A 20740-nucleotide genomic window follows, 5' to 3' on the forward strand; every position below is an offset into this window, starting at 1 on the left:
GATGGAGCGGGACGGCGGCGCCGACGGGCGGCCGGCAACACCGGGCGCGAGCGATGGAATCGACACCGAGAGCGCGGGGCGAGCCGACCCGGTCGGCTCGGCCGAGTACGACCCCGAAACCCTCTGTTATCGGGGCGAGCGGGTCGTCGAGCGGACGCCCCTCGGCGCCGGCTGGGCGGCCGTCACGACCCACCGCGTGCTGGCGTACAATCCGACCACGGACGGCCGACGGTTCGAGGCGGTCGACCGGCCGAACGTGAGCGACGTGGCCGTCGACGCCGCGGGCGACAAGCGACTCCTCGGCTGGGGACTCCGGGCCGCCGTCTACGGGCTGGCGGGCCTCGGCGGTGGCGTCGCGCTCCGGGCGATGAACCTCGGAGAAACGCTGTCGATGGACCCGGCGAGCACTGGGGCCGCCCCCGTCGGGAGCGTTCTCGCGGTGACCGACGCGCTCGCGGCGGCGCTGTCGGTGCTCACGACGCTCCTCCTCGTCGGCGGCGGCGCCCTCGTCGTCGGCGCCCTGGGTCTCCTGGCGCGCTACCTCCGGACGCGCCGGCCGGCGCTGGTCGTCGACCGCTTCGGCGACGACCCCGTGCGGCTGTCCGTGCCGAAGTCGGACGGCGAACGGGCGGCTCGGGCGCTGTCGGCCGCGCTGGATAGCTAGAAGGCGGCGCCACAGTCCGGACAGCCGTCGGCGTCGAGCGCAACCTGAGTCTTGCAGTTGCTACAGTAGCCCCGCGACCCGCTCCGGAGCAGTCGCGCGTCGACGACGTCGTTTCCCTCGTCGAGGGGTTCGCCACACTCGGCACAGAAGTTGGGCGTCCCGTCGTGTCGCGTCGCGCACGCCGGACAGCGGCGGAAGCGGTCGGGGGCGTCGTCGCCGTCCGCACCGTCTTCCGGGTCGTCGGTGAGCAGCAGTGCCAGCAGGTAGACGACGACGCCGAACACCCCGAGGAGGAACGTGACGAGTCCCCAGACGAAGCCGGATCGGCCGCGACCGCTGGCGTGGATGCCGACGGCGGCGGCGATGGTGATCCAGCAGAGGGCAACGATCAGGAGGAGGCCGTGACTGGACACGCGCGATGGACGAACACGCGGGCTGAAAGGTCTTGTGTCGCCCGTCGACCAATGATATATCCCCACCGATGGCATAGGGGGGAGCGATGGAAATTCGGCGGCTCCTCCGCGGTCGGATCGACGACGACCGCCTCGACAGCGTGATCGACGAAATCGCGGCACGGTACGGCCGTGAGGAGCCGTCGGTCCGATATCTCGACGCCGACAACTGGCTCTCGACGCCGCTGGTCCTCGACGAGGACCTGTTCGTGAAGGTCATCTCCAAGCAGAACTCGCTGGTCCACGCCCTCATCACGACTGGGCGCAACCTCGGCGTCTTCTCGGCGGGCACCGAGGGCTTTTTCGAACACTTCGGGACGCCCTACGGCATGGCGAAACACGAACTCGAGGCGACCGAGAAGATGCGCGAGATCGGTCTAAACGCGCCCGAACCGCTCGAAGCCCTGGAAGTCGACGGTCTCGGCGTCGTCGTCCTCGAATATCTCCCCGAGTTCCGCCCACTCGACGAACTCGACCGGGAGACTGAACGCGAACTCGCGCCGGAACTGTTCGCCGCGCTCCGGACGATGCACGACCACGGCCTCGCACACGGCGACCTGCGAGCGGAGAACGTCCTCATCCTCGACGGCGACCTCTACTTCATCGACGCGACGAACGTCGGCTCGGAGAATCGGGAGGACGCGCGGTCCTACGACGCCGCCTGCGGGCTGGCGGCGCTCGAACCCCTCATCGGTGCGGCGGCGACCGTCGACGCCGCGGCGACGGCCTACACGACGGCGGAACTCCTCGCAGCGCGTGATTTCCTGGATTTCGTCAACATCCGCCCGGATCACGGCTTCGACGCCGCGGCGCTCAAAGGCGAGATCGAGAAACGCGCCGCGTAGCGGAAGGGTGGACGAGGAGGCGGGATGTGACGGGACGAAGGAGGTCCGGATCGGCCTGCCGGGCGAGAGGCGATCCGGACCGAGGCCGGGGCGAGCGACGACGTGGTGGAGTTGTTGGTTGCCGAGTCTCGACGAGAAAAGCGTCGATGCGTCGGCATCAGCCGTTTGCGCCCTCTGACTCATAAACCCTCCGACCCCGGCACGACCGGCGATCAGTCGCGCCGGTCCCGCAGCGCCGGAAACTCCTCGCGGACCGACTCGATCCGGTCGGGGTCGAGATCGGCGACGACGAGGGCCGGGTCGTCGCCTGCGCTCGCGAGCGTCGTCCCCCACGGGTCGTAGACGGTCGACCGGCCGAGGAGGGTCGCGTCCTCGAACTCGGCGGCGCCGTTCGTCGCCGCGACGTAGGTGAGGTTCTCGATGGCCCGCGCCCGCGCCAGCGTCTTCCAGTGTTCGACCCGGGGGAACGGCCACGCGCTCGGGACGCAGACGAGCGTCACGCCCCGATCCGCGAGCCGACGGTAGAGTTCGGGAAAGCGGAGGTCGTAACACGTCGACATCCCGACGGTGAAGCCCTCGAACTCGACGGTCGAGAGGCGTTCGCCGGACGTGAGCAGGCGTGCCTCCGCGGACTCGTAGCCGAAGAGGTGGTGTTTGCGGTAGACGGCCCGGCGCTTCCCGTCGCGGTCGTAGAAGACGCAGGTGTTCGCCAGTCCCTCGGTCGCGGGCACGTCGACGCCCGCGTCGGCGCTGGCTTCGAGGTCCTCGACGTGGCTTCCCGCCAGGAGGCCGACGCCGTGGTCGGCGGCCACGTCGGCCAGCCGACCGAACGTCGGGCCGTCCAGTCCCTCCGCCACGCGGGCGTACGACTCGAAGGCGAAGAAGCCGACCGTGAACAGTTCGGGGAGGACGACCAGGTCGGCGCCGCGGGTGGCGGCATCGGCGACGGCCGTCGCCGCACGGTCGACGTTCTCGGTCACGTCGCCGGCGGTCTGGTCGAGTTGAGCGAGTGCGATCTTCATGCCGGGAGTTCGAGGTCACGCCTGAGCGCCGCGTCGAGGTTGTCGAGTTCGGCGTCGAGACGTTTCTTGAAGAAGCGTTCGACGCCGGGCAGACGGCCGTCGACGACGAACTCGTTGTGGAGGCGACAGCCCGTCTCGGTGTCCTCGATACGGTGTTCGCCGGTGACGCGCATCACCGAGGACTTGCCCACGAACTTCACGTACCGGGGCTCCTCCCGCTCGATGTCCTCGGTCTCGACGGTCGCGGTGCGGTCCACGAGCGGGAGCTGGAGGTCGATCTGCCACGTCGCGTCGTTGCCGTCGACCTCGTAGTCGCGGACGACGCTGATCGCGGCGGCACGCTTGCCGGGATCGGAGATGAAGTCCCAGACGCGCTCGGGCGGCGCCTCGAACTCGAACGTCCGCCGGACACGTACGGTCATACGATGTGGTGCCGTCGAATCGTAAAAAAGCCGTGGGTTCGGAGGGTCGTCGGCCACCCGGAGCGCTCACCGCGGGCGGGGGAGAATCACTCGATAGTGACGCTGACGGCCCGGCTACGTCACCCTTGCGTGACACGCCACGTCGTCGACCGGGCGCGTCCCCACTTCTCGATTTCGACGTCCTCGGACTTCTCGGCCAGACGGGGGAGACGAGAGCCGACCTGCTTGGCCGTCAACCCGATGGCGTCGGCGATGTTCTTCGCGCGGAAGTAGCGTTCACCCCGAGAGACGCTGTCGTGGAGGTACGCGAGGATTCGCCGTTCCTCTTCGGTCAGTGAGGTCATCGTTCACCCCTCGTAGGTGACTCAAGGTCTTAACTCTTTCAAGCCCGACCGCGAACCGACCGTCGTCGGTCGGTACCGTAGTCCATCCCGAACGGCCGGCAGCGTCAGGCGTACGCCTGAATCGCCACGACCGAGCAGAGCGCGGCCACCATCGCGAGCGCGAACCCGCCGGCTTTCGTCAACTGTCCGGGGGCGGCGAGCATCGCCAGCGCGCCCACGACTGCGAGGATGCCGAACAGCACGCCGAACCCCACTCCCTTGTCCGTCCCGGCCGCGTCGAGTGCCATGTACGCAGGGTCCGAGGGCGCACACTTAGCCCCTTCGATGGGGACGACGACCAACATATAAGCGCCGGGGACCGTACGCCCGGTATGGACTTCAGCCTCTCCGCGGAGAGTGCCCAGATTCGGGACATGGTGGCCGAGTTCGTCGACGAGGAGATCGTCCCCGTCGCCGGCGACATCGACGAGGCCGACGAGTTCCCCCGCGGCCTGATCGACGACATGGCCGCGCTCGGACTCATGGGGATGCCCTTCGACGAGGAGTACGGCGGCGCCGGCCTCGACTACCACGCCTACGCGGCCGCCCTCGCGGAGATTAGCCGGGGGAGCGGCGGTCTCGGCACCATCGTCGCCGCCCACACCAGCCTCGCCGGCGGGATGCTGGACTCGTTCGCCGACGAGGACCAGAAAGAGCGGTTCCTGACGCCGCTGAACGAGGGCGCGGACATCGGCGCCTTCGCGCTCTCGGAGGCCGGCGCGGGCAGCGACGTGCCCGCGATGGTGACGACGGCCATCCGCGACGGCGACGAGTACGTCATCGACGGCGAGAAGCTCTGGATCTCCAACGGCTCCGTCGCCGACACGGTCGTCCTGTTCGCCAAGACCGACCCCGACGCGGGTCGGAAGGGCATCTCCTCTTTTATCGTCCGACCCGGTGAGGACGACGGCTTCTACGTCGAGGGGACCGAGAAGAAGTTGGGCGATAAGGGCTGTCCGACCGCCGAACTCCGCTTTTCGGACCTCCGGATTCCGGCCGACCGCCGCCTCGGCGAGGAGGGCGACGGCTTCGTGCAGGCGCTGAAGACGCTCAACACCGGGCGCATCACCATCGCCGCCCGCGGCGTCGGCATCGCGCAGGCGGCCCTCGACGAGGCCGTCGCCTACGCGAACGAGCGCGAGCAGTTCGGCCAGCCCATCGGCGACTTTCAGGCCATCGGCCACAAACTCGCCGACATGGACACGAAAGTCGAGACGGCGAGGCTCCTGATGCATTACGCCGCCGACCGCAAGCTGGAGGGCAAACGGTTCGTCAAAGAGGCCGCACAGGCCAAACTCTACGCCAGCGAGGTGAGTCGGGAAGTGGCGAACGAGGCCATCCAGATCCACGGCGGCTACGGCTACACGAAGGACTTCCCGGTCGAGCGGTTCTACCGCGACGCGAAGCTCAACGAAATCTACGAGGGGACGAGCGAGGTGCTTCGCAACACCATCGCGGACGAAGTTCGGTAACCGGAAGGTTCGACTCCCCCCAGTCCTGACGGACGACCATGACCGAAAGCGGCGACTCGACGGCGGACGAGGGCGTCACCGCTCGCTACTACGAGACCGGCGACGAACGCGTCCTCGCGTTCGACCGGGACGGTCGAACGGCGGCCATCGCCCAGAACGTCGAGGGCTACGCGATGGTGAAAGTCCGGCACACACCCGACGACGACGAACTGGAGAAGTACTACGGCTTCGACATGGCGCTCGACCACGCGGCGGAACTCCTCGGCGTGCGCGTCGCCGACCTGCCGGTCCCCGAGGAAGCGAGCGACATGGGGATGTAGGGCTCGTCGTCCCTGTCGATGGATGGTCGCCGTCGCGGTCCGGCGAGCAGCCATCGTGACGTACGACGAGCCCGACGATCAGGTCCAGTAGAAGCGTGGCCCGAGGAACAGGTACGCGAGCGCGAGAAAGAGGAGGGCGAACGCGAACACCTCGCCGGGACGGCCGCGGAGCGAGATGGCGAGGACCTGCACGACCCCCATCACGAGGGCGTCCTGCGGGTGGAGGTCCGGATACGTGATCTGTGTCACCATCAGCGCCGCGAGCAGTCCCGAGAGGGCAACGAGGAGCGACGGCCCGACGAAGCCCGCGAGGACGCCCGCCGAGAGCACTGTCGCCGCGAGCGTCGACGGCACGCCCTTGGTCTCTGAGGCGTCGCTGTCGTAGGCGGTGTAGAGGCCGAGGCGGGTGACCGCCATGGCGACGTAGACGGCGGGGACGAGGAGCGCGAGGCCGTACGCGAGCGGGTCGGTCCCCCACGACCACACGTCGGCCGCCCGCGAGGCGACGAGGAGGGCGGGCGCGACGCCGAAGGAGGCCACGTCCGCGAGCGAGTCGAGGTAGGGGCCGGCGAGGGTCCCGCCGCGCTTGCGGGCGACGACGCCGTCGAGACCGTCCATGACGGCCGCGAGCAGGACGATGCGGGCGGCGAGGCCCGCGTCGCGGGTCGCGACGAACGCCGCCAGAAAGCCGAGCATCGCGTTGCTGACCGTGACGGCGTCCGCGAGACCCAGTCGCCCCACGAACCGCGGTTGCATAGTCGCTCACTCAGCCACCGGGGATTTACGTCTTTATACTGCCGGCTGGACGTCGAGCAAGACCGGCGCCGTTCCGGGGTGCGCAGGGCCCGAAACGGGGACTGCTGGGGTGGTATCGCCCGTTTCGACCGTCGAACCACGCCGCATTTATCCGTCGACCCCCGAGGTTCGCGTATGCGCAGACGCCGGATGCTCGCGACGTTGGGAGCGGTGGTCGCCACGGGGGGAGCCGGCTGTACCGCCGTCGGCTCTCTGGGCGGCGTCGACGGCGACGTGGGCATGACCGCGGTGGCGTTCGAACCCGCGACGATCACCGTCGACGCCGGCGAGGAGCTCGTCTGGTACAACAACAGCGCCCGCGCCCACTCCATCACTGCCTACGAGGGCGGCATCCCGGAGGACGCCGACTACTTCGCCACCGGCGGCTACGACTCCGAGGCCGCCGCCCGGGACGCGTGGGACGGCATGCACGGCGCGATCACCAACGGCCAGCGATACGCCCACACTTTCGAGGTGCCCGGCACCTACAACTACTTCTGCATCCCCCACGAGCGCGGCGGGATGGTCGGACAGGTCGTCGTCGAATAGCCTACGGGGTCGGCAGTTCGATCACGACGGTCGTCCCGGCGTCGTCGGAGGCCACGTCGATTCGTCCGCTCGACGCACGAACGATCCAGTTGGTGAGCCACAGTCCCAGCCCGGTGCTGTGGGTGAGCTGTGTCTCCTCGGCCGTCCGGAGCACCCGCCGCTCGACCGACGGGAGTCCGGGGCCGTCGTCGGCGATGCGGACCGAGACGCGGCCCTCCTCGGTCGCGGGCGGCGTGAGGTCGACCGCCACGTTCGGACGGGCAGCGTCGTTGTGTTCGACCGCGTTCTCGAGGACGTCGTCGAAGGCGTTCGGGAGGAGTTCGTGGCCGACGGCGGGCGCCCGGTCCGGAAGCGTGACGCTCACCGACGCCTCGGGTGCCTCGCGTCGCAGGCGCTCGATGCGGTCGGTCAACACGTCGACCAGGTCGACCGTCACCGTCTCGGTGCGGTCGGCGTCGGCAACCCGTTCGATCCGACGGGCCGTCTCGCCGAGTTCGACGATGGCGTCCAGCCGGTCGCGAACGACCCCGAGGCTGGGGTCGTCGTCGGGCACGCGCGTCGCGAGGCGGTCGAGATGCCCCGCCGCGACGTTCACCTCGTTGCGGATGTTGTGGCGCAACACCCTGTTGAGGACGGCGAGTCGCTGGCGGCGCGCCCGGCGTTCGGTCACGTCGTGGACGAGAAACGTCGCGCCGTCGATTCGGTCCTCGTCCAGCGGCGCGGCCCAGACCTGCGCGTCGAGCAGCGAGCCGTCGGGTCGCCGAAGCGTCGCCTCCGCCCCCACGATGGCCTCGCCGTCGCGGAGGCGGCCAAGACACTCCGCCAGCGTGATCGTCCCCTCGTCGTCGGCCCACACGGTCGCGAACGACCGACCGATCATCGACGAGCGGTCGCGGTCGAACGTGCGCTCGGCCGCCGGATTCCACAGCTGAACGACGCCGTCACCGTCGACCGCACAGATGGCGACCGGTGCCGCGTCGACGACCGTCGAAAACCGCTCGACCAGCCCCTCGACGGCCGCGGTGAGCACGTCGACCTGCTGCTCGCTGTCCAGATGCCGGTCGAGTGCGTCGAGCAGTTCGGCGAACATCGTCCGGGAGAGTCCCGCCCGATCCGACACCTCGTCGGCCTCGGCGTAGGCGTCCACGACGACTCGCTGCACCTCGTCGTGTCCGCGCTGGGTGAGCGCGCGAAACACCGCGCCGGCGACCTGATCCGTGGAGCCGTTCATTTTAGGCTGGCCTAAAACAGGGTGGCGTATAAACTTCCCGCTCCGTGGCGGGGGTGAGAAAAACGTCGCGTTCGAACTCAGTCCTCGTCGACGGCGACGTCTTCCTCGTCGACGTCGACGGCGGCCTCTTCCTCGGCGGCGACCTCTTCGGGTCGCGCTTCGAGGGTGAGCTTCTGGATTTCGACCCGGCGGAGCGGGTAGACCGTCTTCGCGTCGCCGTAGATGGCCGAGGAGAGTCGGCCCTCGACGGCGCTCTCGACGAAGGACTGGAAGTCGCGTTCGGCGGCGGCGTCCTCGATGATGTCGATCATGATGCGACGGATGGCCTGTTCCTGACTGCGGTCGGCCTTCTTCGTCGTGAACGCGACGGGCTGGACGCGGACGCGGTAGTCGTCCGTCGTCAGCACCGTGATCGTCGCGTCGACCTTCGAGGCGCCGCGGCGCACGAGACTACGAAGGTAGTCCCGCGTGAGTTCGTGCTTGACGAACTCCGTGTAGGCGGCGTCCGAGCCCACGTCCGTGATCTTGAAGGTGAGTTTGGTGTTGTTCGCCCCGGCGTCGTCGGTGAGTTCGCCGAGGGTCGTTTCGATCGTTCGTCCGATGACTTTTTGCGGTTCGTCGGCAACCGTCTGGCCGAGTTCCGCCCGGTCGTACTGCTCCGGGGCGAAAATCGTGTACCAGCGCTTGCCTCGCTTCTGCTTGGATACTGAACGTTCACTCATGGGTTTGTCTGTGTTCGCGTGCCGTTCGTGCGACGGTCTCCGCGACCGTCAGGTTCACCACGTAGTCGTCCACGGTCGACTGCAACCCGCCGACGGTGTCGCGTTCGACCGTCGTGCGGACGCCGTCGTCCGTCACGACCGTCGACATCGACGGCGTGTCGTCCGGCCGGAGTGCGGCCGCGACAGTCGCCGCGTCGTCGTGGGTCGTCTCGATACAGGCGCGTTTCATAGCGCCTCCCTGAACGCCGTGATGAACCGCGATACCTCTCCGTCCGCGTCGAACCGCGCCGTCGCCCGTCGGGCGTCGCCGGCGCTCGTTCCGTCCCCGTCGACCGACTGCACCGCCTCGCGGGTCGCGTCGGCGAGTCGAGCGTCGTCGACGCTCGCCGCGGCCGCGGCAGTAGCCGCGCCGTCACTTCCCGCGGCAGTAGCCGCGCCGTCACTTCCCGCGGCAGTAGCCGCGCCCCCGACGACCAACACGACCGGCTCCGGCGACTGAAAGTCACGACAGAGTCGTGCGACCGTCCCGAGTCGCCCGGGATCGGCCTCGTCGACGCGCGCGACGAAGACGCCGTCGTACCGGCCCGTCGTCGCCGTGGTCAGCGCCTCGTGGACCGCGCGGGCGTGGCCGCGCCACGCGTCGAGGGTGGCCGTCACCGGCCCGCCGTCGCGGATGGCGAGGGCGACGCCCGTTCCCGGCCGCTCGCGAGCGACCGCGTCCAGCGCGTCGCCGAAGCCCTCTATCGTCGCGACCCGGGCGTCGGGCGTCGCGTGCGGGCGCAATGCCCGCTCGACTGCCTCGGTCGCCCGCGCCGACGACGCCGTCGCCTCGATGGCCAGCCACGACGCGAGTCGGCGGCGGTCCTCCTCGGTCGGGTCCGACGGCAGATCGAGCCTCGACAGCGCTTCCCGCGCCATCTCGGGATCGCCCGAGACCGGCGCCGAGACGAGCGTCGAGTGTGCCAGTCCGTCCGCGAGATCCGGCGTCGGCGTCGCCACCCCCGGCCGGCGCTCGACCGCCGTCCGCTCGCGCGCCGCGTCGAGCAGCACCGCCGCGTCGCCCGAATCGAGCGGCCGATCCGCCGTCGCGACGCCGGCGAGCGCGAGCGTCGGGTCGGGGTCGACACCGAGTTCGCGCGCCGCCGCCGCGGCGACGAGACTCGCTGGCTCGGCGCCCGCGAGTGCCACGTCGCCGCCCGCCGCGCCGACGCCGACGACGAGGTCGTCGCCCTCGCCCGGCGTCAGGTTGGGGATCGGATCGACGCGCACCTGGAAGGGGGTCGAACGCTCCCGGCACGCCCGCGCGAGGACGCCGCTGGCGGCCAGCGCGTCGCCGTCGGCGGCCGCGACGACCCGAACGAACGGGGCCTCGCGGAGCGCCGCGGCTATCTCGCCGGCGTCGGCGGCATCCTCGGGGACTGCGGGCGCGGTCGACATCCTATTCGAGTAGCTCGACGGCGACGTCGTAGCTGTAGCGGAAGTCCTCGTCGAGGGCGTCGCCACGGTAGTAGTTGACCAGGCGACGGATCTTCGACTCGGTGTTCTGGAGCGCGCGCTTGTTCTGGTGGTCCTGCGGGTTCGCCTCCATGTGCTCGCGCAGGCGGATCGCCCGCTGCATCAGGTTGCGCAGGTCCGACGGCAGGTCGCCGTCGGCGTCGTTGTCCTCCAGAATCTCCGTGAGCTTCTTCCCCGTCGCCAGCTTCACGTCGGGGATCGGCGTGCCCTTCACGCCCTCGTCACGGAGCTTCATCCCGATGACGCTCGGGTCGTGGCCCTGTTCGGCGAGTTCGACCACGCGCTCCTCGATCGCATCCGTGTCTACGTCGCTCCACTCCGGGGGTTCGTCTGCCACCGGCTTGTCCGATCCGGACGAGCCACGGCGGCGGGTGTGCATTCGTGCCATAGATGGGTTGGAACTGCACGGACCGCAGAAGCGTATGTGCACCGACGGCTGTCGGTACACGCACTCCCGCAATCCCAAGCCCAGATGGGCGAGTCGGATTTGCGGTCGCGGCGTTCCCGTCGACATCTTCGGGAATCGAACATTAAACCGTTTCGAAGGGGTCGAGGACGGTGTCACCGGCCCGCATACGGACGAGTCGAAGCCCTTATTATTCGGACCGCGGTACGATTCGTTGCGACGCGGGCTCGTAGATCAGGGGTAGATCACTCCCTTGGCATGGGAGAGGCCCCGGGTTCAAATCCCGGCGAGTCCATCGGAACGACCGAGCCGTGGCGAGGGAGTGAGAATGGTCGAGCCGGGATTTTAATCAGGGAAGTCGCAGCGCCGAGCGGAGCGAGGCGACCGTCTTCCCGTGGTTCAGAATCCCGGCGAGTCCATCGGAACGACCGAGCCGTGGCGAGGGAGTGAGAATGGTCGAGCCGGGATTTTAATCAGGGAAGTCGCAGCGCCGAGCGGAGCGAGGCGACCGTCTTCCCGTGGTTCAGAATCCCGGCGAGTCCATTTCCTTTCGCTCACTTCGTTCGCTCCAGTCAATGGACTCGCCTGAGTCCCCCTCGCTCCCTGCGGTCGCTCGCGGGACTCCCGGCGAGTCCGCTCGACTCATTCCGATCGGTTCCGTCCCTCGTCGCTCTCGGTCGTCTTACTGGGAGCAACGGTCACCCCGGCAACAGCCAGTTGATCCCCGCCACCACCAGCCCCGCCAGCCCCATGCGCGCCGCGGCGACGTACCACCGCTGGCCGGAGATCGAGCCCATGTAGGCCCCGAACGCGCTCAGAACGCCGACCCCGAGGCCGACGGCGATCAGGGCGGCCTCGCCCATCGTGAACACCGACCCCTCGAACAGGAACGGGACGAGGGGAACGAGGATGCCGATGAGTGGGCCGAGCCCGCTCGTGGTGGCGTGGAGGAGGCGGGCACCGCGCTGTTCGTGCTGGATGCGCGTGTCGTCGAGGTCGGTGAGCATCGCGCGTTCGAGGCGGAGGATCTCGGCTCTGGTCTCGGCGCGTTCGATCTCCCAGACGCTCCAGACGGCGGAGGTGCCGAGGCCGACGGCGGCGCCCAGCCCAATTTTGACGACCGTCGCTCCGTCGGGAACGCCGGAGAGGACGGCGCCGACGACGATGCCGATGGCCGTGAGGGTGCCGTCGAAGCCGTTGGAGACGAAGTAGCGACGCGAAATCGCGAGGATGTCCTCCTTCGCGAGCAACCGTCGGAGGAGCCGACGAACGGAAGCCACGGGCTCAGGCGTCGCGGGGCGGCCGCTGGGGGGTCACGAGGCGGTCACCGCAGGCGACCAGGTCGATGGAGTGGACGGTGCCGCCGAGTTCGTCGATGGTCTCCTCGACCGCTCCGATGTCGAGGTTCTCGCCTTCCAGCGTCACCTCGACGTTCTGCACCTCGCGATCCAGTTCGACGAGCGTGCAGGTGGCGCCCGCGACGCCGTCCACCCGGGAGAGCTGGTCGGTGAAGTCCACGAGCGGCGGGTCGTGGGGCTTGAGCACGTCGAGGACGAGGCGTCGGACGGATGCCATGGGTCGTCGTGGGAGCGGCACAGTCTAAAAACATCGGGACGTTGTCACGCGCGGGGGACGGCAACCGGCTTTACTACTCGGGGCCACGATTGGGGTCGTGATGCTCGTCGACGCCGCGCTCTTTCTCGGAGGGCTGGCCGCGCTCGTGCTCGGCGCCGACCGTGCGGTGACGGGGGCGGGTGACCTCGCGCTCTACTACGGCGTCTCGCCGTTCTTCATCGGCGTGACCCTCGTCTCGGTCGGCACGTCGGTGCCCGAGATGGTCACCTCGGTGTACGCCGCGTACTACGGGGCGGGCGACCTGGTCGTCGGCAACATCGTCGGCTCCGAGACGGCACAGATAACCCTCGCCATCGGTATCGTCGCGCTGATCGCCCCGTTCGTCACCGAGCGACGGAACGTCCTCGTCTACGGCTCCGCGATGTTGCTGGCGATGATCGTCATGGCCCTCACGCTCGACGACGGCGTGATCGTCCGCTCGGAGGGGTTTCTCATGATGCTGGCCTACCTCCAGTTCGTCTACACGCTCTACACGAACGAGGGTGGCGCGGAGATAGCTGAGGAGGTAATCGAGGAACCGGCGGAGCCGGAGAACGCCCTCCCCGGCATTCTCGGCGGCCTGGCGCTGGTCGTCGTCGGGGGACAGCTCATGGTCACGAACGGCGTCGCGCTCGCGGCGACGCTCGGCATCCCCGAGTACCTGATCGGCCTGCTGACCGGGCTGGGGACGACCCTGCCGGAAATCGTCGTCGCCGGCATCGCCGCCCACGAGGGGCGGGGTGGCATCTCGGTCGGCTCCATCCTCGGGAGCAACATCACCGATCCGGTGTTCTCGCTGGGCGTCGGCGCCCTCCTCTTCGACGTGACAGTCGAGAACGCCGCGGCGCTCCAGCCGTCGCTCGTCTACATGTTCGTCGCGTCCGCAGCCGTGTTGAGCCTGTTTTACTGGCGGCGCGGGATCGACCGCCGGGCCGCCGTCGTCTGTCTGGCGCTGTATCTCCCCACCTTCGTCGTCGTGTGAGCGGCCTCGGACGGATCGTCCCGACGGTCGACGGACCGTCTTGGCGACCGACCGGTACTGATTTAGGATGCGCCGTCTCGCTCGCTCGGCGACCGAACGGATCGGTCGAGGAAGTCACGCACCCCGAGGTTGAGCAGGAGGAAGCCGGCGAACGCGACGGTGACGGGCGCCCAGTCGCCGAGCGAGAGCGGTTGCACCGCGAAGGCGTCGGCGAGCGGCGTGTAGAGGACGAGCAGTTGCAAGAGGAGTGTCACCGCGATGGCTCCGAGCAGCCAGGGGTTCGACAGGATGGAGAGGTCGTACCGCGAGCGGATCACCTGAATGCGCACCACCTCGACGACGACGAGGAACGTAAACAGGAGCGTCTGGGCACGGACCAGGTCGGCGACCGTCGCCAGACTGTAGAAAAAGAGCGCGAGCCCAGTGGCCGTCATGACGACGCCGATGGCGGCGATGGAGACCATCGTCCGCCGGTCGATGACCGACTCGTCCGGCGGGCGGGGCGGGCGTTCGAGGACGCCGTCGGCCTTCGGGTCGGCGCCGAGCGCGAGTGCCGGCAGTCCGTCGGTAACCAGATTGATCCAGAGGAGCATCACCGGCGTGAGCACCAGCGCCTCGGCCCCTGTGGTGAAGACGCCGGGAAAGAGGGCGGTGCCGAGGAGGACGCCGAGAAAGACCACGAGCACCTCGCCCGCGTTGGCCGAGAGGAGGTAGTTGACGAACTTGCGGACGTTGTCGAAGACCCCGCGACCCTCGGCGATGGCGTCGCGGATCGTCGCGAAGTTGTCGTCCTGCAGGATCATGTCGCTTGCCCCCCGCGCCACGTCGGTGCCGCGCTGGCCCATCGCGATGCCCACGTCGGCGGTTCGGAGCGCCGGGGCGTCGTTGACGCCGTCGCCGGTCATCGCCACCGTGTGGTCGTTCGCCTGGAGCGCACGGAGGACGCGGACCTTGTGGTCGGGGCTGACGCGGGCGAACACCTCCACCTCCTCGACGGTGCGCCGGAGTTCCGCGTCGGAGTAGTCCTCGATCTCCCGCCCGGTCAGCGCGCCGGTCGGGTCGAAGCCCACGTCCGCCCCGATGGCCTTCGCCGTCTCGACGTTGTCGCCGGTGACCATCACGACCCTGATGCCCGCGTCCCGGCAGTCGGCGACGGCGCCCGGCACCTCCTCGCGGGCGGGGTCGAGCATCCCCTGCAGGCCGAGAAAGACCATCCCTCGCTCGATATCGTCGTCGCTCGCGTCGGGGTCGTCGATCGCCTTGGACGCGAAGCCGAGAACCCGGAGCGCGTCGCCCGCGAACGATCGGTTGGTCTCGAGGATCGCCGCCCGCTTCTCGTCGGTGAGCGGCGATACCGACCCGTCTTCGAGGACGCGATCACACCGGTCGAGCACCACCTCGGGGGCACCTTTCGTGTAGGCGGTGAGCGGGTCGTCGTCGACGACGACGGTCATGTGCCCGCGCTCGGAGGTGAAGGGGAGTTCGCGGACGCGTTCGGCGTCGGCCTCGATGCCGGCGTCCGCCGCGGCGGTCAGGAGCGCGACTTCGGTCGGGTCGCCGCGGTGTGTCGTCTCGGCGTCGGGGGTGCGGGTCGCGTTGTTACAGAGGGCGCCACAGCGGAGGACGGACACGATGGAGCCGGCGACGGCGGCGGACCCGTTCGCGAGTGCCGTCTCGCCGCTCGATCCGGCCGGGAGAAGCGCCGAGTCCGACGCCGCCTCGTCGAGCGCGTACGTCTCGCCGCCGGCGTAGAGCCGCGTGACCGTCATCCGGTTCTCGGTGAGCGTCCCGGTCTTGTCCGTGAGAATGGTGTCGACCGAACCCAGACTCTCGACGACGGGCAGGCGGCGGACCAGGGCGTTGCGCTCGACCAGTCGCCGGGAGCCGAGCGCGAGCGTGAACGTGACCACCGCGGGGAGCCCTTCGGGGACGGCCGCGACGGCGAGCGTGACGCCGACGAGCAGGACCGTCAGGGGACTCGCGGCCGTGAACGCGAACTGGACCGCGGCGACGACGGTGATGAGCAGGAGGACGCCGTAGCCGATCTGTCTGCCGAGGTGATCGACCTCCGCCTGGAACGGCGTCGGGTCGTCCGGCGCGGATTCGATCTGTGTGGCGATGCTCCCGACTTCGGTGTCCATGCCCGTCCGCACCACGACGGCCCGCCCCCGACCCGTGACGACCGAGGTGTTCATGTAGACCATGTCGGTCCGTTCGGCCAGCGGCGTGTCGGGATCGACCGCCTCGACCGACTTCGAGACGCTCGTGCTCTCGCCGGTGAGGGCGGACTCGTCCGTCCCCATCCCGGCGGCGTCGACGAGTCGGGCGTCGGCCGGCACCGCGTCCCCGCCTTCGAGGACGAGGACGTCGCCGGGGACCACGGCCGTCGCGTCGACGGTGACCGGCTCGCCGTCGCGCAGGACCGTCGCCTCGGGGGCGGACAGTTCGCGGAGCGCGGCGATGGACCGCTCGGCCCGGTAGTCCTGAACGAACCCGAAGACGCCGTTCGCGAGGAGGATCAGGAGGATCAGCGCCGCGTCGGCGTAGTGGGGGTCGGACCCCGGGAGCAACCCGATCCCGAGCGACAGGAGGGCGGCGAGGACGAGCAGGTAGACGAGGAAATCACGGAACTGCGAGAGGAAGATGCGAAGCGGGGAGACGTCTTCGGTCGCGACGATGTCGTTCGGCCCGTAGGCGTCGAGACGGGCACTGGCCTCGTCGGCGTCGAGGCCTGCCGTGTCCGTCTCCAGTCGGTCGACGGCCTCCGCGACCGACAGCCCGTGCCAGGCCACCTCGTCGTCGGGGGCTGGCTGGGCGCTCATGTGTACCCGCGGCGGTGACGCCACGGTCCGGAGCGGTCCGCGGTGACGCGTCCAGTCACGAGTATCGTGTCATGTCTGTCGATGGCGCGGTTAAATCCACGGGCTGGGATCGACGCCGACTACGATTTGGGGTGTGCCTCGACGATCATCACGTCCCGGTCGGTGCCATCGGTGACGCGCCGGCCGACGCCGGAGAAATGTTCCTCGTGATCGCCGTGTTCGCCGATGACGATGGTGTCCGCGTCCACCTCGTCGGCGCATTCGAGGATGATCTCGTCGGGAACGCCGTGGCGGGTGTCGCCCTCGACGTCGACGGGGCGGTCCGCGGCCATCCCGACCACCTCGTCGACGGAGAGCACCGCGTGATCCTCCGCGTATATCGTCGCGAGTTCGGCCGAACTGAGCGCGGGGTCGTCGAACCGCCGCTCGTCGACGACACAGATGACGTGGAGGGTGGCGTCGCGCTCCTCGGCGAGATCGATTGCCTCCCGGGCGGCCCGTCGCGCGTACTCGCTTCCGTCCGTCGCCAGTAGTATCGTTCCCATACCCGTCTTACAGCCAGTGTCCAATTAATTATTTGTCATTCTTCCCACGCGGTGACGCCCGGCACGTTAACGGGGGCGCCGCCCGATGGCGGCGTATGAGCCGCGCTGATCGAACCGTGATCCTCGGCGGGACGTTCACGCCGATCCACAACGGACACCGCGCCCTGCTACACGAGGCGTTTCAGACGGCGAGTCACGACGGCCCCGGCGACGGGCACGTCGTCGTCGGCCTCACGTCGACGGCGCTCGCGAAGCGGACGCGGAGCGACCCGTCCCACGCCGACCTGCTCGGACCCTTCGAGAAGCGGCGAGCGGCGCTCGACGCCGAACTCGACGAGACGGCCGCGGCGTACACGGCCACCTGCGAAATCGTCGAATTGACCGACACGAGCGGCCCGGCCGCGACGCGGGCGGACGTGGACGCCCTCGTCGCGTCGCCGGAGGCGAAAGCGCAGTACCGCGCCCACGAACTCAACCGCGAGCGACGCGAGAGCGGGCTCCGGCCGCTCGAAATCCACACCCCGCCCTTCGTCGTCGCCGAAGACGGTGAGCGCATCAGCAGCACTCGAATTCGAAACGGCGAAATCGACGAACACGGCCGGCTGCTGGACTGATAGTGTTTATTGTGACTGTTTACCGGCGTGTTGCCGAACAGGAGCGGCAACACGCCGGTAATGAGTTACAATCGTCACTATGATGCCGAATTACGCGGTCGCGTTCGTCCGCGGCCCGGCCTCGTAGACGACCTGAATCGTCGTCGTCACCGTCACCGGCCCGGATTCGAGGTCCGAGGGCGCCGCGGGGGTCGGGGCGGCCGTCGCCGTCGCGGCGCCGCCGGCGTCGGCGTATCGCGGCGCTCCGCTACTCCCCGTCCGGATCACCCGCACGCCCGTGACGGTGAGGTTCGCGTCCGTCGCGAGCGCGCTCGCTTTCGACCGGGCATCGGCCATCGCGGCGCTCCGGGCGCGCCGTTCGAGGGTCCGACGCCGTTCCGTGGAGAGGGTGAAGGAGACGTCGTTGATCTCCGTGGCGCCGTTGCGGACCGCGGTGTCGATCACCTCTCCCACGTCGTCGGGATCGGTGACCGTGATCTCGAAGTCGTGGGAGGCGCGGTACTGCACGCGCGGTTCGGCGCCCTCTTCGCGGGGCCGGCGCCGATCCTGATAGATGTCGTACCGCTCGGTGGTGATCTGTCCGTCTCCGACGCCGATCCGGTCGAGCGCGGTCCGCATCCGTGAGGTGTTCTCGGCGAGACGTTGCCGGGCCGTCGCGGCGTCGGAGCCGACGGCGACGACGGCGACCCGGACGACCGCCTGGTTCGGTTCGGCGTCCGCGCTCCCGCTGCCGGCGACGCGGATGGTGCTCTCGGCGTCCGTGGCTGGCTGGCTATCCGTCGGCGTCGACACGGCGGCCCCCGGCGATTCGGGACCGGCCGAACAGCCGGCGAGGGCGAGGAGGAGCGCGACGCCGAGGGTGGCGAGTGTCTGTCGTCGCATAGTCGTCCCGTCGGCGGCGACGGGTAAAGCCCTCGTGAAGACACAAACGGCCGTTTGAGGCACGTAGCGCGGGCGTGGCTGGAACCGGATAGCGGGGGGATTGATACCGCTGGAACGGATCGGCTTGTAGCACATGCGCGCGGAGGCGATCGGGACGGGTGGCTCGATAGGGACCGGCGCCGGTAACGGGGAGCGACGACCGGACTGGAGGCCCCCCGATGGCGGCTGAGACGACCCTCCTAGAGGTCGGCGTCATGTTCGCGGCCATCGGCGCCGTGGGCTTTCTCGCCGCCCGGTTCGACCTCTCACCGATTCCGTTCTACATCGTCGCGGGCATCGCGCTGAACGAGTCCGTCCTCGGCGCCGTCGACCTCCCCGCGGTGTCCGCGAGCGAGTTCGTCGTCGTCGGCGCCGAACTCGGCATCGTCTTCCTCCTCTTTTTTCTCGGCCTGGAGTTCAACCTCGACCGCCTGCTGGCGGACAAGGAACGCATCGGTCGCGCCGGGGTGATCGACCTCGTCGTCAACTTCGGCGTCGGTCTCGCGCTCGGCGTCTACCTCTTCGGGGAACCCCTACCCGCCCTCCTGCTCGCCGGCGTGGTCTACATCTCCTCCAGTGCCATCATCACGAAGTCGCTGCTCGATCTGGGGTGGATCGCCAACCCGGAAAGCTCGCCCATGCTCGGCGTTCTCGTCTTCGAAGACCTCGTCATCGCCGTCTACCTCGCGGTGGTGGTCGCCCTGGTCTCGGGCGGCGGCGACGCGTGGTCGGCAGCCCGCGCCATCGGCGTCGCCTTCGCCTTCATCGCCCTCCTGCTCGTCCTCGTGGCCGCGGGGACGACGCTGTTCGAACGCCTCCTCGACACTCCGTCCTCCGAGTATTTCATCCTCCGGGCGGTCGGGGTGACGGTCCTGCTCGCGGGCGCGGCGCTCGCCGTCGGCGTCAGCGAGGCCGTCGCCGCCTTCTTCGTCGGCATGGCGTTCAGCGCGACGGAGTACGTCCACGACCTCGAAACGGCGCTCTCGTCGCTCCGTGACGTCTTCGCCGCCGTCTTCTTCTTCTGGATCGGTCTCGTCACCGACCCGTTCGTCGTCGTCGAAGCCGCCGGCGTCGTCGCCGTCATGGTCGTCGTCACGGCGCCCGCCAAACTCCTCAGCGGCTTCTTCGGCGGCCGAATCTACGCCCTCGACGACCGCCGCTCGCTCCGGGTGGGGCTGGCGATGGTCACCCGCGGCGAGTTCTCGCTCATCATCGCGGCGGTGGCGCTCTCGGGGGCGGGCGGGACGCTCGCCCCCGAGACGGCCCGCACCATCTACGCCGCCGCCGTGGGCTACGTCCTCGTCATGAGCGCGCTCGGGACGACGCTGATGGGGGCGTCGGGGTGGTTCGAGCGGTTCGTGACGACCGGATCGTGACCGACGACATGTTTAACCCGAAACCGCGTCGAGTGAACGTATGCGGGTCTACGAGTCGGAAGTGCCCGGCGTGGGCCGAAAGTTCGAACTCGAACTCACGGGGGGGAAGAGCGCGGTGGTCGTCGTCCACCACGACGGCCGGTGCGAACTCTTCCGCCGGGACGGGCCGGACGCCGACGGCGAGAAAATCCTCGATCTGAAGGGCGAACAGGCGAATCGACTCGGCTCGATCCTCGAAGGGGCGTACTTCGAATCGGTCGACGTGGACTCCCTGTCGGTGCCGCTGGGCGACGCCATCATCGAGTGGATCGAGGTGGTCGACGACTCCCCGGTGGCCGGCACGACGCTCGGGGAGTCACGGATTCGAACCGAGACCGGTACCTCGATCATCGCGATTCAGCGCGGCGAGGAGACCATCTCCAACCCGCCGCCCGAGACGGGACTCGAACCCGGCGACCTGCTGGTGGCGGTGGGGACGCGAGAGGAACAGGCCGAACTCGACGCGCTGGTCGAACCGACCTAACGGTTTTGTCGTCCGCGACCCACCCGTCGACCATGGCACACTCGCTCGTCAACTACGACGACGTGGACCCGGTCGGCGGCGGCCTCCACTTCCTGCGCGACAGCCTCGACTGTTCGAACCTCGGCGTCTCGGTGCTGGACGTCGAGGCGGGTTGGAGCGGGAAAGCACACGATCACGCCGACGACGGGCAAGAAGAGGTGTACGTCCTCGTCGAGGGTGCGGCGACCGTCACCGTCGAGGACGAGACGGTGTCGATGTCGGCGGGCGACGCCCTCCGCGTCGATCCCGAGGCGACGCGGCAGGTCGACGCCGACGCCGACTCGCTGTTCGTGATCGCTGGCGCGTCCTAGACGCGCGCGTCCAGGTCGACGAGTGCCGTCTCCTCGACGTCGGCGTCGACGAGGTGCCGGCGGTCGATGGATCGGGGGCGCTTCGCCCGACGCCGACCGAGCCACCGCCAGCCGAGGCTGCGTAGTTCGCGTCGCTGTGCACGGTCGAGTCGGGATCGGGTGTCGCTCGTATCGCTCATGGTGGATGGCCTGAAT

General features: G+C 69.1%; 27 protein-coding genes and 1 tRNA gene. 11 read left to right on the forward strand and 17 right to left on the reverse strand.

All coding sequences use genetic code 11. The annotated features are described in order from the left end of the window. Nucleotide 1 precedes the first annotated feature (1 nt). Nucleotides 2-664: a hypothetical protein gene (locus DU484_RS14535; RefSeq protein ID WP_114606297.1), complete on the forward strand. Its 663-nt coding sequence runs from the start codon at nt 2-4 to the stop codon at nt 662-664. Here the strand turns inward: DU484_RS14535 and DU484_RS14540 are convergent. Next, complete coding sequence (locus DU484_RS14540) at nt 661-1077, reverse strand: double zinc ribbon domain-containing protein (protein WP_114586677.1); 417 nt, start codon at nt 1075-1077, stop codon at nt 661-663. The genes DU484_RS14535 and DU484_RS14540 overlap by 4 nt on opposite strands. A gap of 86 nt (nt 1078-1163) precedes the next feature. Here DU484_RS14540 and DU484_RS14545 point away from each other — a divergent pair, with 86 nt between their 5' ends. Beyond that, entirely contained in the window at nt 1164-1961 is a 798-nt protein-coding gene (locus DU484_RS14545) for an RIO1 family regulatory kinase/ATPase domain-containing protein (protein ID WP_114586678.1), read from the forward strand. A 212-nt stretch (nt 1962-2173) separates the two neighbouring features. On the opposite strand, the gene DU484_RS14550 is transcribed toward DU484_RS14545, so the two are convergent. The 4 genes from DU484_RS14550 to DU484_RS14565 form a co-directional block, all read right to left on the reverse strand. Continuing rightward, nucleotides 2174-2983, reverse strand: a complete 810-nt coding sequence (locus DU484_RS14550; RefSeq protein WP_114606299.1) for a carbon-nitrogen family hydrolase — start codon at nt 2981-2983, stop codon at nt 2174-2176. Beyond that, nucleotides 2980-3405 (reverse strand): SRPBCC family protein, encoded by a 426-nt coding sequence (locus tag DU484_RS14555; protein ID WP_114586680.1) that lies wholly within the window; start codon nt 3403-3405, stop codon nt 2980-2982. Before DU484_RS14555 ends, DU484_RS14550 begins: the two co-directional genes overlap by 4 nt. A 119-nt stretch (nt 3406-3524) precedes the next feature. Next, nucleotides 3525-3749 (reverse strand): DUF7123 family protein, encoded by a 225-nt coding sequence (locus tag DU484_RS14560; protein ID WP_114586681.1) that lies wholly within the window; start codon nt 3747-3749, stop codon nt 3525-3527. Between the two features lie 104 nt (nt 3750-3853). After that, on the reverse strand, nt 3854-4036 hold the full coding sequence (locus DU484_RS14565; protein WP_114586682.1) for a DUF7525 family protein: 183 nt from the start codon (nt 4034-4036) through the stop codon (nt 3854-3856). 84 nt (nt 4037-4120) lie between these two features. On the opposite strand from DU484_RS14565, the gene DU484_RS14570 reads away from it, so the two are divergent. Both DU484_RS14570 and DU484_RS14575 read left to right on the forward strand, forming a co-directional pair. Then, a complete protein-coding gene (locus DU484_RS14570) occupies nt 4121-5260 on the forward strand; it encodes an acyl-CoA dehydrogenase family protein (RefSeq protein ID WP_114586683.1) in 1140 nt (379 codons plus the stop codon). Nucleotides 5261-5298: 38 nt separating this feature from the next. Beyond that, nucleotides 5299-5580 carry a DUF7111 family protein gene (locus DU484_RS14575; RefSeq protein ID WP_114606300.1) on the forward strand — a complete coding sequence of 94 codons (282 nt, stop codon included), beginning with the start codon at nt 5299-5301 and terminating at the stop codon, nt 5578-5580. A gap of 78 nt (nt 5581-5658) precedes the next feature. Here DU484_RS14575 and DU484_RS14580 read toward each other — a convergent pair whose 3' ends face one another. Further along, on the reverse strand, nt 5659-6336 hold the full coding sequence (locus tag DU484_RS14580) for a protein sorting system archaetidylserine synthase (protein WP_114586685.1): 678 nt from the start codon (nt 6334-6336) through the stop codon (nt 5659-5661). 174 nt (nt 6337-6510) lie between these two features. On the opposite strand from DU484_RS14580, the gene DU484_RS14585 reads away from it, so the two are divergent. After that, complete coding sequence (locus DU484_RS14585) at nt 6511-6924, forward strand: cupredoxin domain-containing protein (RefSeq protein WP_114606301.1); 414 nt, start codon at nt 6511-6513, stop codon at nt 6922-6924. 1 nt (nt 6925) lies between these two features. Here DU484_RS14585 and DU484_RS14590 read toward each other — a convergent pair whose 3' ends face one another. The 5 genes from DU484_RS14590 to DU484_RS14610 all read right to left on the reverse strand — a co-directional run bounded on the left by DU484_RS14590 (nt 6926) and on the right by DU484_RS14610 (nt 10780). Then, a complete protein-coding gene (locus DU484_RS14590) occupies nt 6926-8155 on the reverse strand; it encodes a PAS domain S-box protein (RefSeq protein ID WP_114606302.1) in 1230 nt (409 codons plus the stop codon). A 77-nt stretch (nt 8156-8232) separates the two neighbouring features. After that, on the reverse strand, nt 8233-8877 hold the full coding sequence (locus DU484_RS14595; protein WP_114606303.1) for a 30S ribosomal protein S3ae: 645 nt from the start codon (nt 8875-8877) through the stop codon (nt 8233-8235). Beyond that, on the reverse strand, nt 8870-9106 hold the full coding sequence (locus tag DU484_RS14600; RefSeq protein WP_114586689.1) for a KEOPS complex subunit Pcc1: 237 nt from the start codon (nt 9104-9106) through the stop codon (nt 8870-8872). The genes DU484_RS14595 and DU484_RS14600 overlap by 8 nt, the downstream gene beginning before the upstream one ends. After that, complete coding sequence (locus DU484_RS14605) at nt 9103-10314, reverse strand: exonuclease RecJ (protein WP_114606304.1); 1212 nt, start codon at nt 10312-10314, stop codon at nt 9103-9105. Before DU484_RS14605 ends, DU484_RS14600 begins: the two co-directional genes overlap by 4 nt. A 1-nt stretch (nt 10315) precedes the next feature. After that, nucleotides 10316-10780 (reverse strand): 30S ribosomal protein S15, encoded by a 465-nt coding sequence (locus DU484_RS14610; RefSeq protein WP_114586691.1) that lies wholly within the window; start codon nt 10778-10780, stop codon nt 10316-10318. Nucleotides 10781-11021: 241 nt separating this feature from the next. On the opposite strand from DU484_RS14610, the gene DU484_RS14615 reads away from it, so the two are divergent. Continuing rightward, nucleotides 11022-11093 (forward strand) — tRNA-Ala (locus DU484_RS14615). A 403-nt stretch (nt 11094-11496) separates the two neighbouring features. Here DU484_RS14615 and DU484_RS14620 read toward each other — a convergent pair. Next, complete coding sequence (locus tag DU484_RS14620; protein WP_114586692.1) at nt 11497-12078, reverse strand: VIT1/CCC1 transporter family protein; 582 nt, start codon at nt 12076-12078, stop codon at nt 11497-11499. A gap of 4 nt (nt 12079-12082) precedes the next feature. Beyond that, nucleotides 12083-12373, reverse strand: coding sequence for a DUF211 domain-containing protein (locus tag DU484_RS14625; protein ID WP_114586693.1), 291 nt, complete (start codon nt 12371-12373; stop codon nt 12083-12085). Nucleotides 12374-12473: 100 nt separating this feature from the next. Between DU484_RS14625 and DU484_RS14630 the strand changes: the two genes are divergently transcribed. Then, on the forward strand, nt 12474-13394 hold the full coding sequence (locus DU484_RS14630; protein ID WP_114586694.1) for a sodium:calcium antiporter: 921 nt from the start codon (nt 12474-12476) through the stop codon (nt 13392-13394). A gap of 62 nt (nt 13395-13456) precedes the next feature. Here the strand turns inward: DU484_RS14630 and DU484_RS14635 are convergent, their stop codons facing one another. Continuing rightward, nucleotides 13457-16216 carry a cation-translocating P-type ATPase gene (locus DU484_RS14635; RefSeq protein WP_114606305.1) on the reverse strand — a complete coding sequence of 920 codons (2760 nt, stop codon included), beginning with the start codon at nt 16214-16216 and terminating at the stop codon, nt 13457-13459. A gap of 119 nt (nt 16217-16335) precedes the next feature. Then, a complete protein-coding gene (locus DU484_RS14640) occupies nt 16336-16761 on the reverse strand; it encodes a universal stress protein (protein ID WP_114606306.1) in 426 nt (141 codons plus the stop codon). Nucleotides 16762-16856: 95 nt separating this feature from the next. Here DU484_RS14640 and DU484_RS14645 point away from each other — a divergent pair, with 95 nt between their 5' ends. Then, nucleotides 16857-17375, forward strand: coding sequence for a phosphopantetheine adenylyltransferase (locus DU484_RS14645; RefSeq protein WP_114606307.1), 519 nt, complete (start codon nt 16857-16859; stop codon nt 17373-17375). Nucleotides 17376-17465: 90 nt separating this feature from the next. Here DU484_RS14645 and DU484_RS14650 read toward each other — a convergent pair whose 3' ends face one another. Further along, nucleotides 17466-18257, reverse strand: coding sequence for an SIMPL domain-containing protein (locus tag DU484_RS14650; protein ID WP_157969370.1), 792 nt, complete (start codon nt 18255-18257; stop codon nt 17466-17468). A gap of 218 nt (nt 18258-18475) precedes the next feature. Between DU484_RS14650 and DU484_RS14655 the strand changes: the two genes are divergently transcribed. The 3 genes from DU484_RS14655 to DU484_RS14665 are packed head-to-tail and all read left to right on the forward strand — an operon-like array spanning nt 18476 to nt 20545. Further along, nucleotides 18476-19672: a cation:proton antiporter gene (locus DU484_RS14655; protein ID WP_114606309.1), complete on the forward strand. Its 1197-nt coding sequence runs from the start codon at nt 18476-18478 to the stop codon at nt 19670-19672. Nucleotides 19673-19712: 40 nt separating this feature from the next. Beyond that, the gene (locus tag DU484_RS14660) at nt 19713-20195 is read left to right on the forward strand and encodes a cation:proton antiporter regulatory subunit (RefSeq protein WP_114606310.1); all 483 of its coding nucleotides are present in this window, start codon (nt 19713-19715) and stop codon (nt 20193-20195) included. A 32-nt stretch (nt 20196-20227) separates the two neighbouring features. Then, the gene (locus DU484_RS14665; protein ID WP_114586701.1) at nt 20228-20545 is read left to right on the forward strand and encodes a cupin domain-containing protein; all 318 of its coding nucleotides are present in this window, start codon (nt 20228-20230) and stop codon (nt 20543-20545) included. Here DU484_RS14665 and DU484_RS14670 read toward each other — a convergent pair. Next, complete coding sequence (locus DU484_RS14670) at nt 20542-20724, reverse strand: hypothetical protein (RefSeq protein ID WP_114586702.1); 183 nt, start codon at nt 20722-20724, stop codon at nt 20542-20544. The two genes, DU484_RS14665 and DU484_RS14670, sit on opposite strands and share 4 nt — an antisense overlap. Nucleotides 20725-20740: the final 16 nt, after the last annotated feature.

This window comes from Haloplanus rubicundus (genome assembly GCF_003342675.1).
GTDB classification, from domain to species: domain Archaea; phylum Halobacteriota; class Halobacteria; order Halobacteriales; family Haloferacaceae; genus Haloplanus; species Haloplanus rubicundus.

What these genes read in the sequence shown, in the direction of transcription:
- DU484_RS14535 (WP_114606297.1), top strand. Translation starts at nt 2, where the DNA reads ATGGAGCGGGACGGCGGCGCCGACGGGCGGCCGGCAACACCGGGCGCG.
- DU484_RS14545 (WP_114586678.1), top strand. Translation starts at nt 1,164, where the DNA reads ATGGAAATTCGGCGGCTCCTCCGCGGTCGGATCGACGACGACCGCCTC.
- DU484_RS14550 (WP_114606299.1), bottom strand. Translation starts at nt 2,983, where the DNA reads ATGAAGATCGCACTCGCTCAACTCGACCAGACCGCCGGCGACGTGACC.
- DU484_RS14555 (WP_114586680.1), bottom strand. Translation starts at nt 3,405, where the DNA reads ATGACCGTACGTGTCCGGCGGACGTTCGAGTTCGAGGCGCCGCCCGAG.
- DU484_RS14560 (WP_114586681.1), bottom strand. Translation starts at nt 3,749, where the DNA reads ATGACCTCACTGACCGAAGAGGAACGGCGAATCCTCGCGTACCTCCAC.
- DU484_RS14565 (WP_114586682.1), bottom strand. Translation starts at nt 4,036, where the DNA reads ATGGCACTCGACGCGGCCGGGACGGACAAGGGAGTGGGGTTCGGCGTG.
- DU484_RS14570 (WP_114586683.1), top strand. Translation starts at nt 4,121, where the DNA reads ATGGACTTCAGCCTCTCCGCGGAGAGTGCCCAGATTCGGGACATGGTG.
- DU484_RS14575 (WP_114606300.1), top strand. Translation starts at nt 5,299, where the DNA reads ATGACCGAAAGCGGCGACTCGACGGCGGACGAGGGCGTCACCGCTCGC.
- DU484_RS14580 (WP_114586685.1), bottom strand. Translation starts at nt 6,336, where the DNA reads ATGCAACCGCGGTTCGTGGGGCGACTGGGTCTCGCGGACGCCGTCACG.
- DU484_RS14585 (WP_114606301.1), top strand. Translation starts at nt 6,511, where the DNA reads ATGCGCAGACGCCGGATGCTCGCGACGTTGGGAGCGGTGGTCGCCACG.
- DU484_RS14590 (WP_114606302.1), bottom strand. Translation starts at nt 8,155, where the DNA reads ATGAACGGCTCCACGGATCAGGTCGCCGGCGCGGTGTTTCGCGCGCTC.
- DU484_RS14595 (WP_114606303.1), bottom strand. Translation starts at nt 8,877, where the DNA reads ATGAGTGAACGTTCAGTATCCAAGCAGAAGCGAGGCAAGCGCTGGTAC.
- DU484_RS14600 (WP_114586689.1), bottom strand. Translation starts at nt 9,106, where the DNA reads ATGAAACGCGCCTGTATCGAGACGACCCACGACGACGCGGCGACTGTC.
- DU484_RS14605 (WP_114606304.1), bottom strand. Translation starts at nt 10,314, where the DNA reads ATGTCGACCGCGCCCGCAGTCCCCGAGGATGCCGCCGACGCCGGCGAG.
- DU484_RS14610 (WP_114586691.1), bottom strand. Translation starts at nt 10,780, where the DNA reads ATGGCACGAATGCACACCCGCCGCCGTGGCTCGTCCGGATCGGACAAG.
- DU484_RS14625 (WP_114586693.1), bottom strand. Translation starts at nt 12,373, where the DNA reads ATGGCATCCGTCCGACGCCTCGTCCTCGACGTGCTCAAGCCCCACGAC.
- DU484_RS14630 (WP_114586694.1), top strand. Translation starts at nt 12,474, where the DNA reads ATGCTCGTCGACGCCGCGCTCTTTCTCGGAGGGCTGGCCGCGCTCGTG.
- DU484_RS14635 (WP_114606305.1), bottom strand. Translation starts at nt 16,216, where the DNA reads ATGAGCGCCCAGCCAGCCCCCGACGACGAGGTGGCCTGGCACGGGCTG.
- DU484_RS14640 (WP_114606306.1), bottom strand. Translation starts at nt 16,761, where the DNA reads ATGGGAACGATACTACTGGCGACGGACGGAAGCGAGTACGCGCGACGG.
- DU484_RS14645 (WP_114606307.1), top strand. Translation starts at nt 16,857, where the DNA reads ATGAGCCGCGCTGATCGAACCGTGATCCTCGGCGGGACGTTCACGCCG.
- DU484_RS14650 (WP_157969370.1), bottom strand. Translation starts at nt 18,257, where the DNA reads ATGCGACGACAGACACTCGCCACCCTCGGCGTCGCGCTCCTCCTCGCC.
- DU484_RS14655 (WP_114606309.1), top strand. Translation starts at nt 18,476, where the DNA reads ATGGCGGCTGAGACGACCCTCCTAGAGGTCGGCGTCATGTTCGCGGCC.
- DU484_RS14660 (WP_114606310.1), top strand. Translation starts at nt 19,713, where the DNA reads ATGCGGGTCTACGAGTCGGAAGTGCCCGGCGTGGGCCGAAAGTTCGAA.
- DU484_RS14665 (WP_114586701.1), top strand. Translation starts at nt 20,228, where the DNA reads ATGGCACACTCGCTCGTCAACTACGACGACGTGGACCCGGTCGGCGGC.
- DU484_RS14670 (WP_114586702.1), bottom strand. Translation starts at nt 20,724, where the DNA reads ATGAGCGATACGAGCGACACCCGATCCCGACTCGACCGTGCACAGCGA.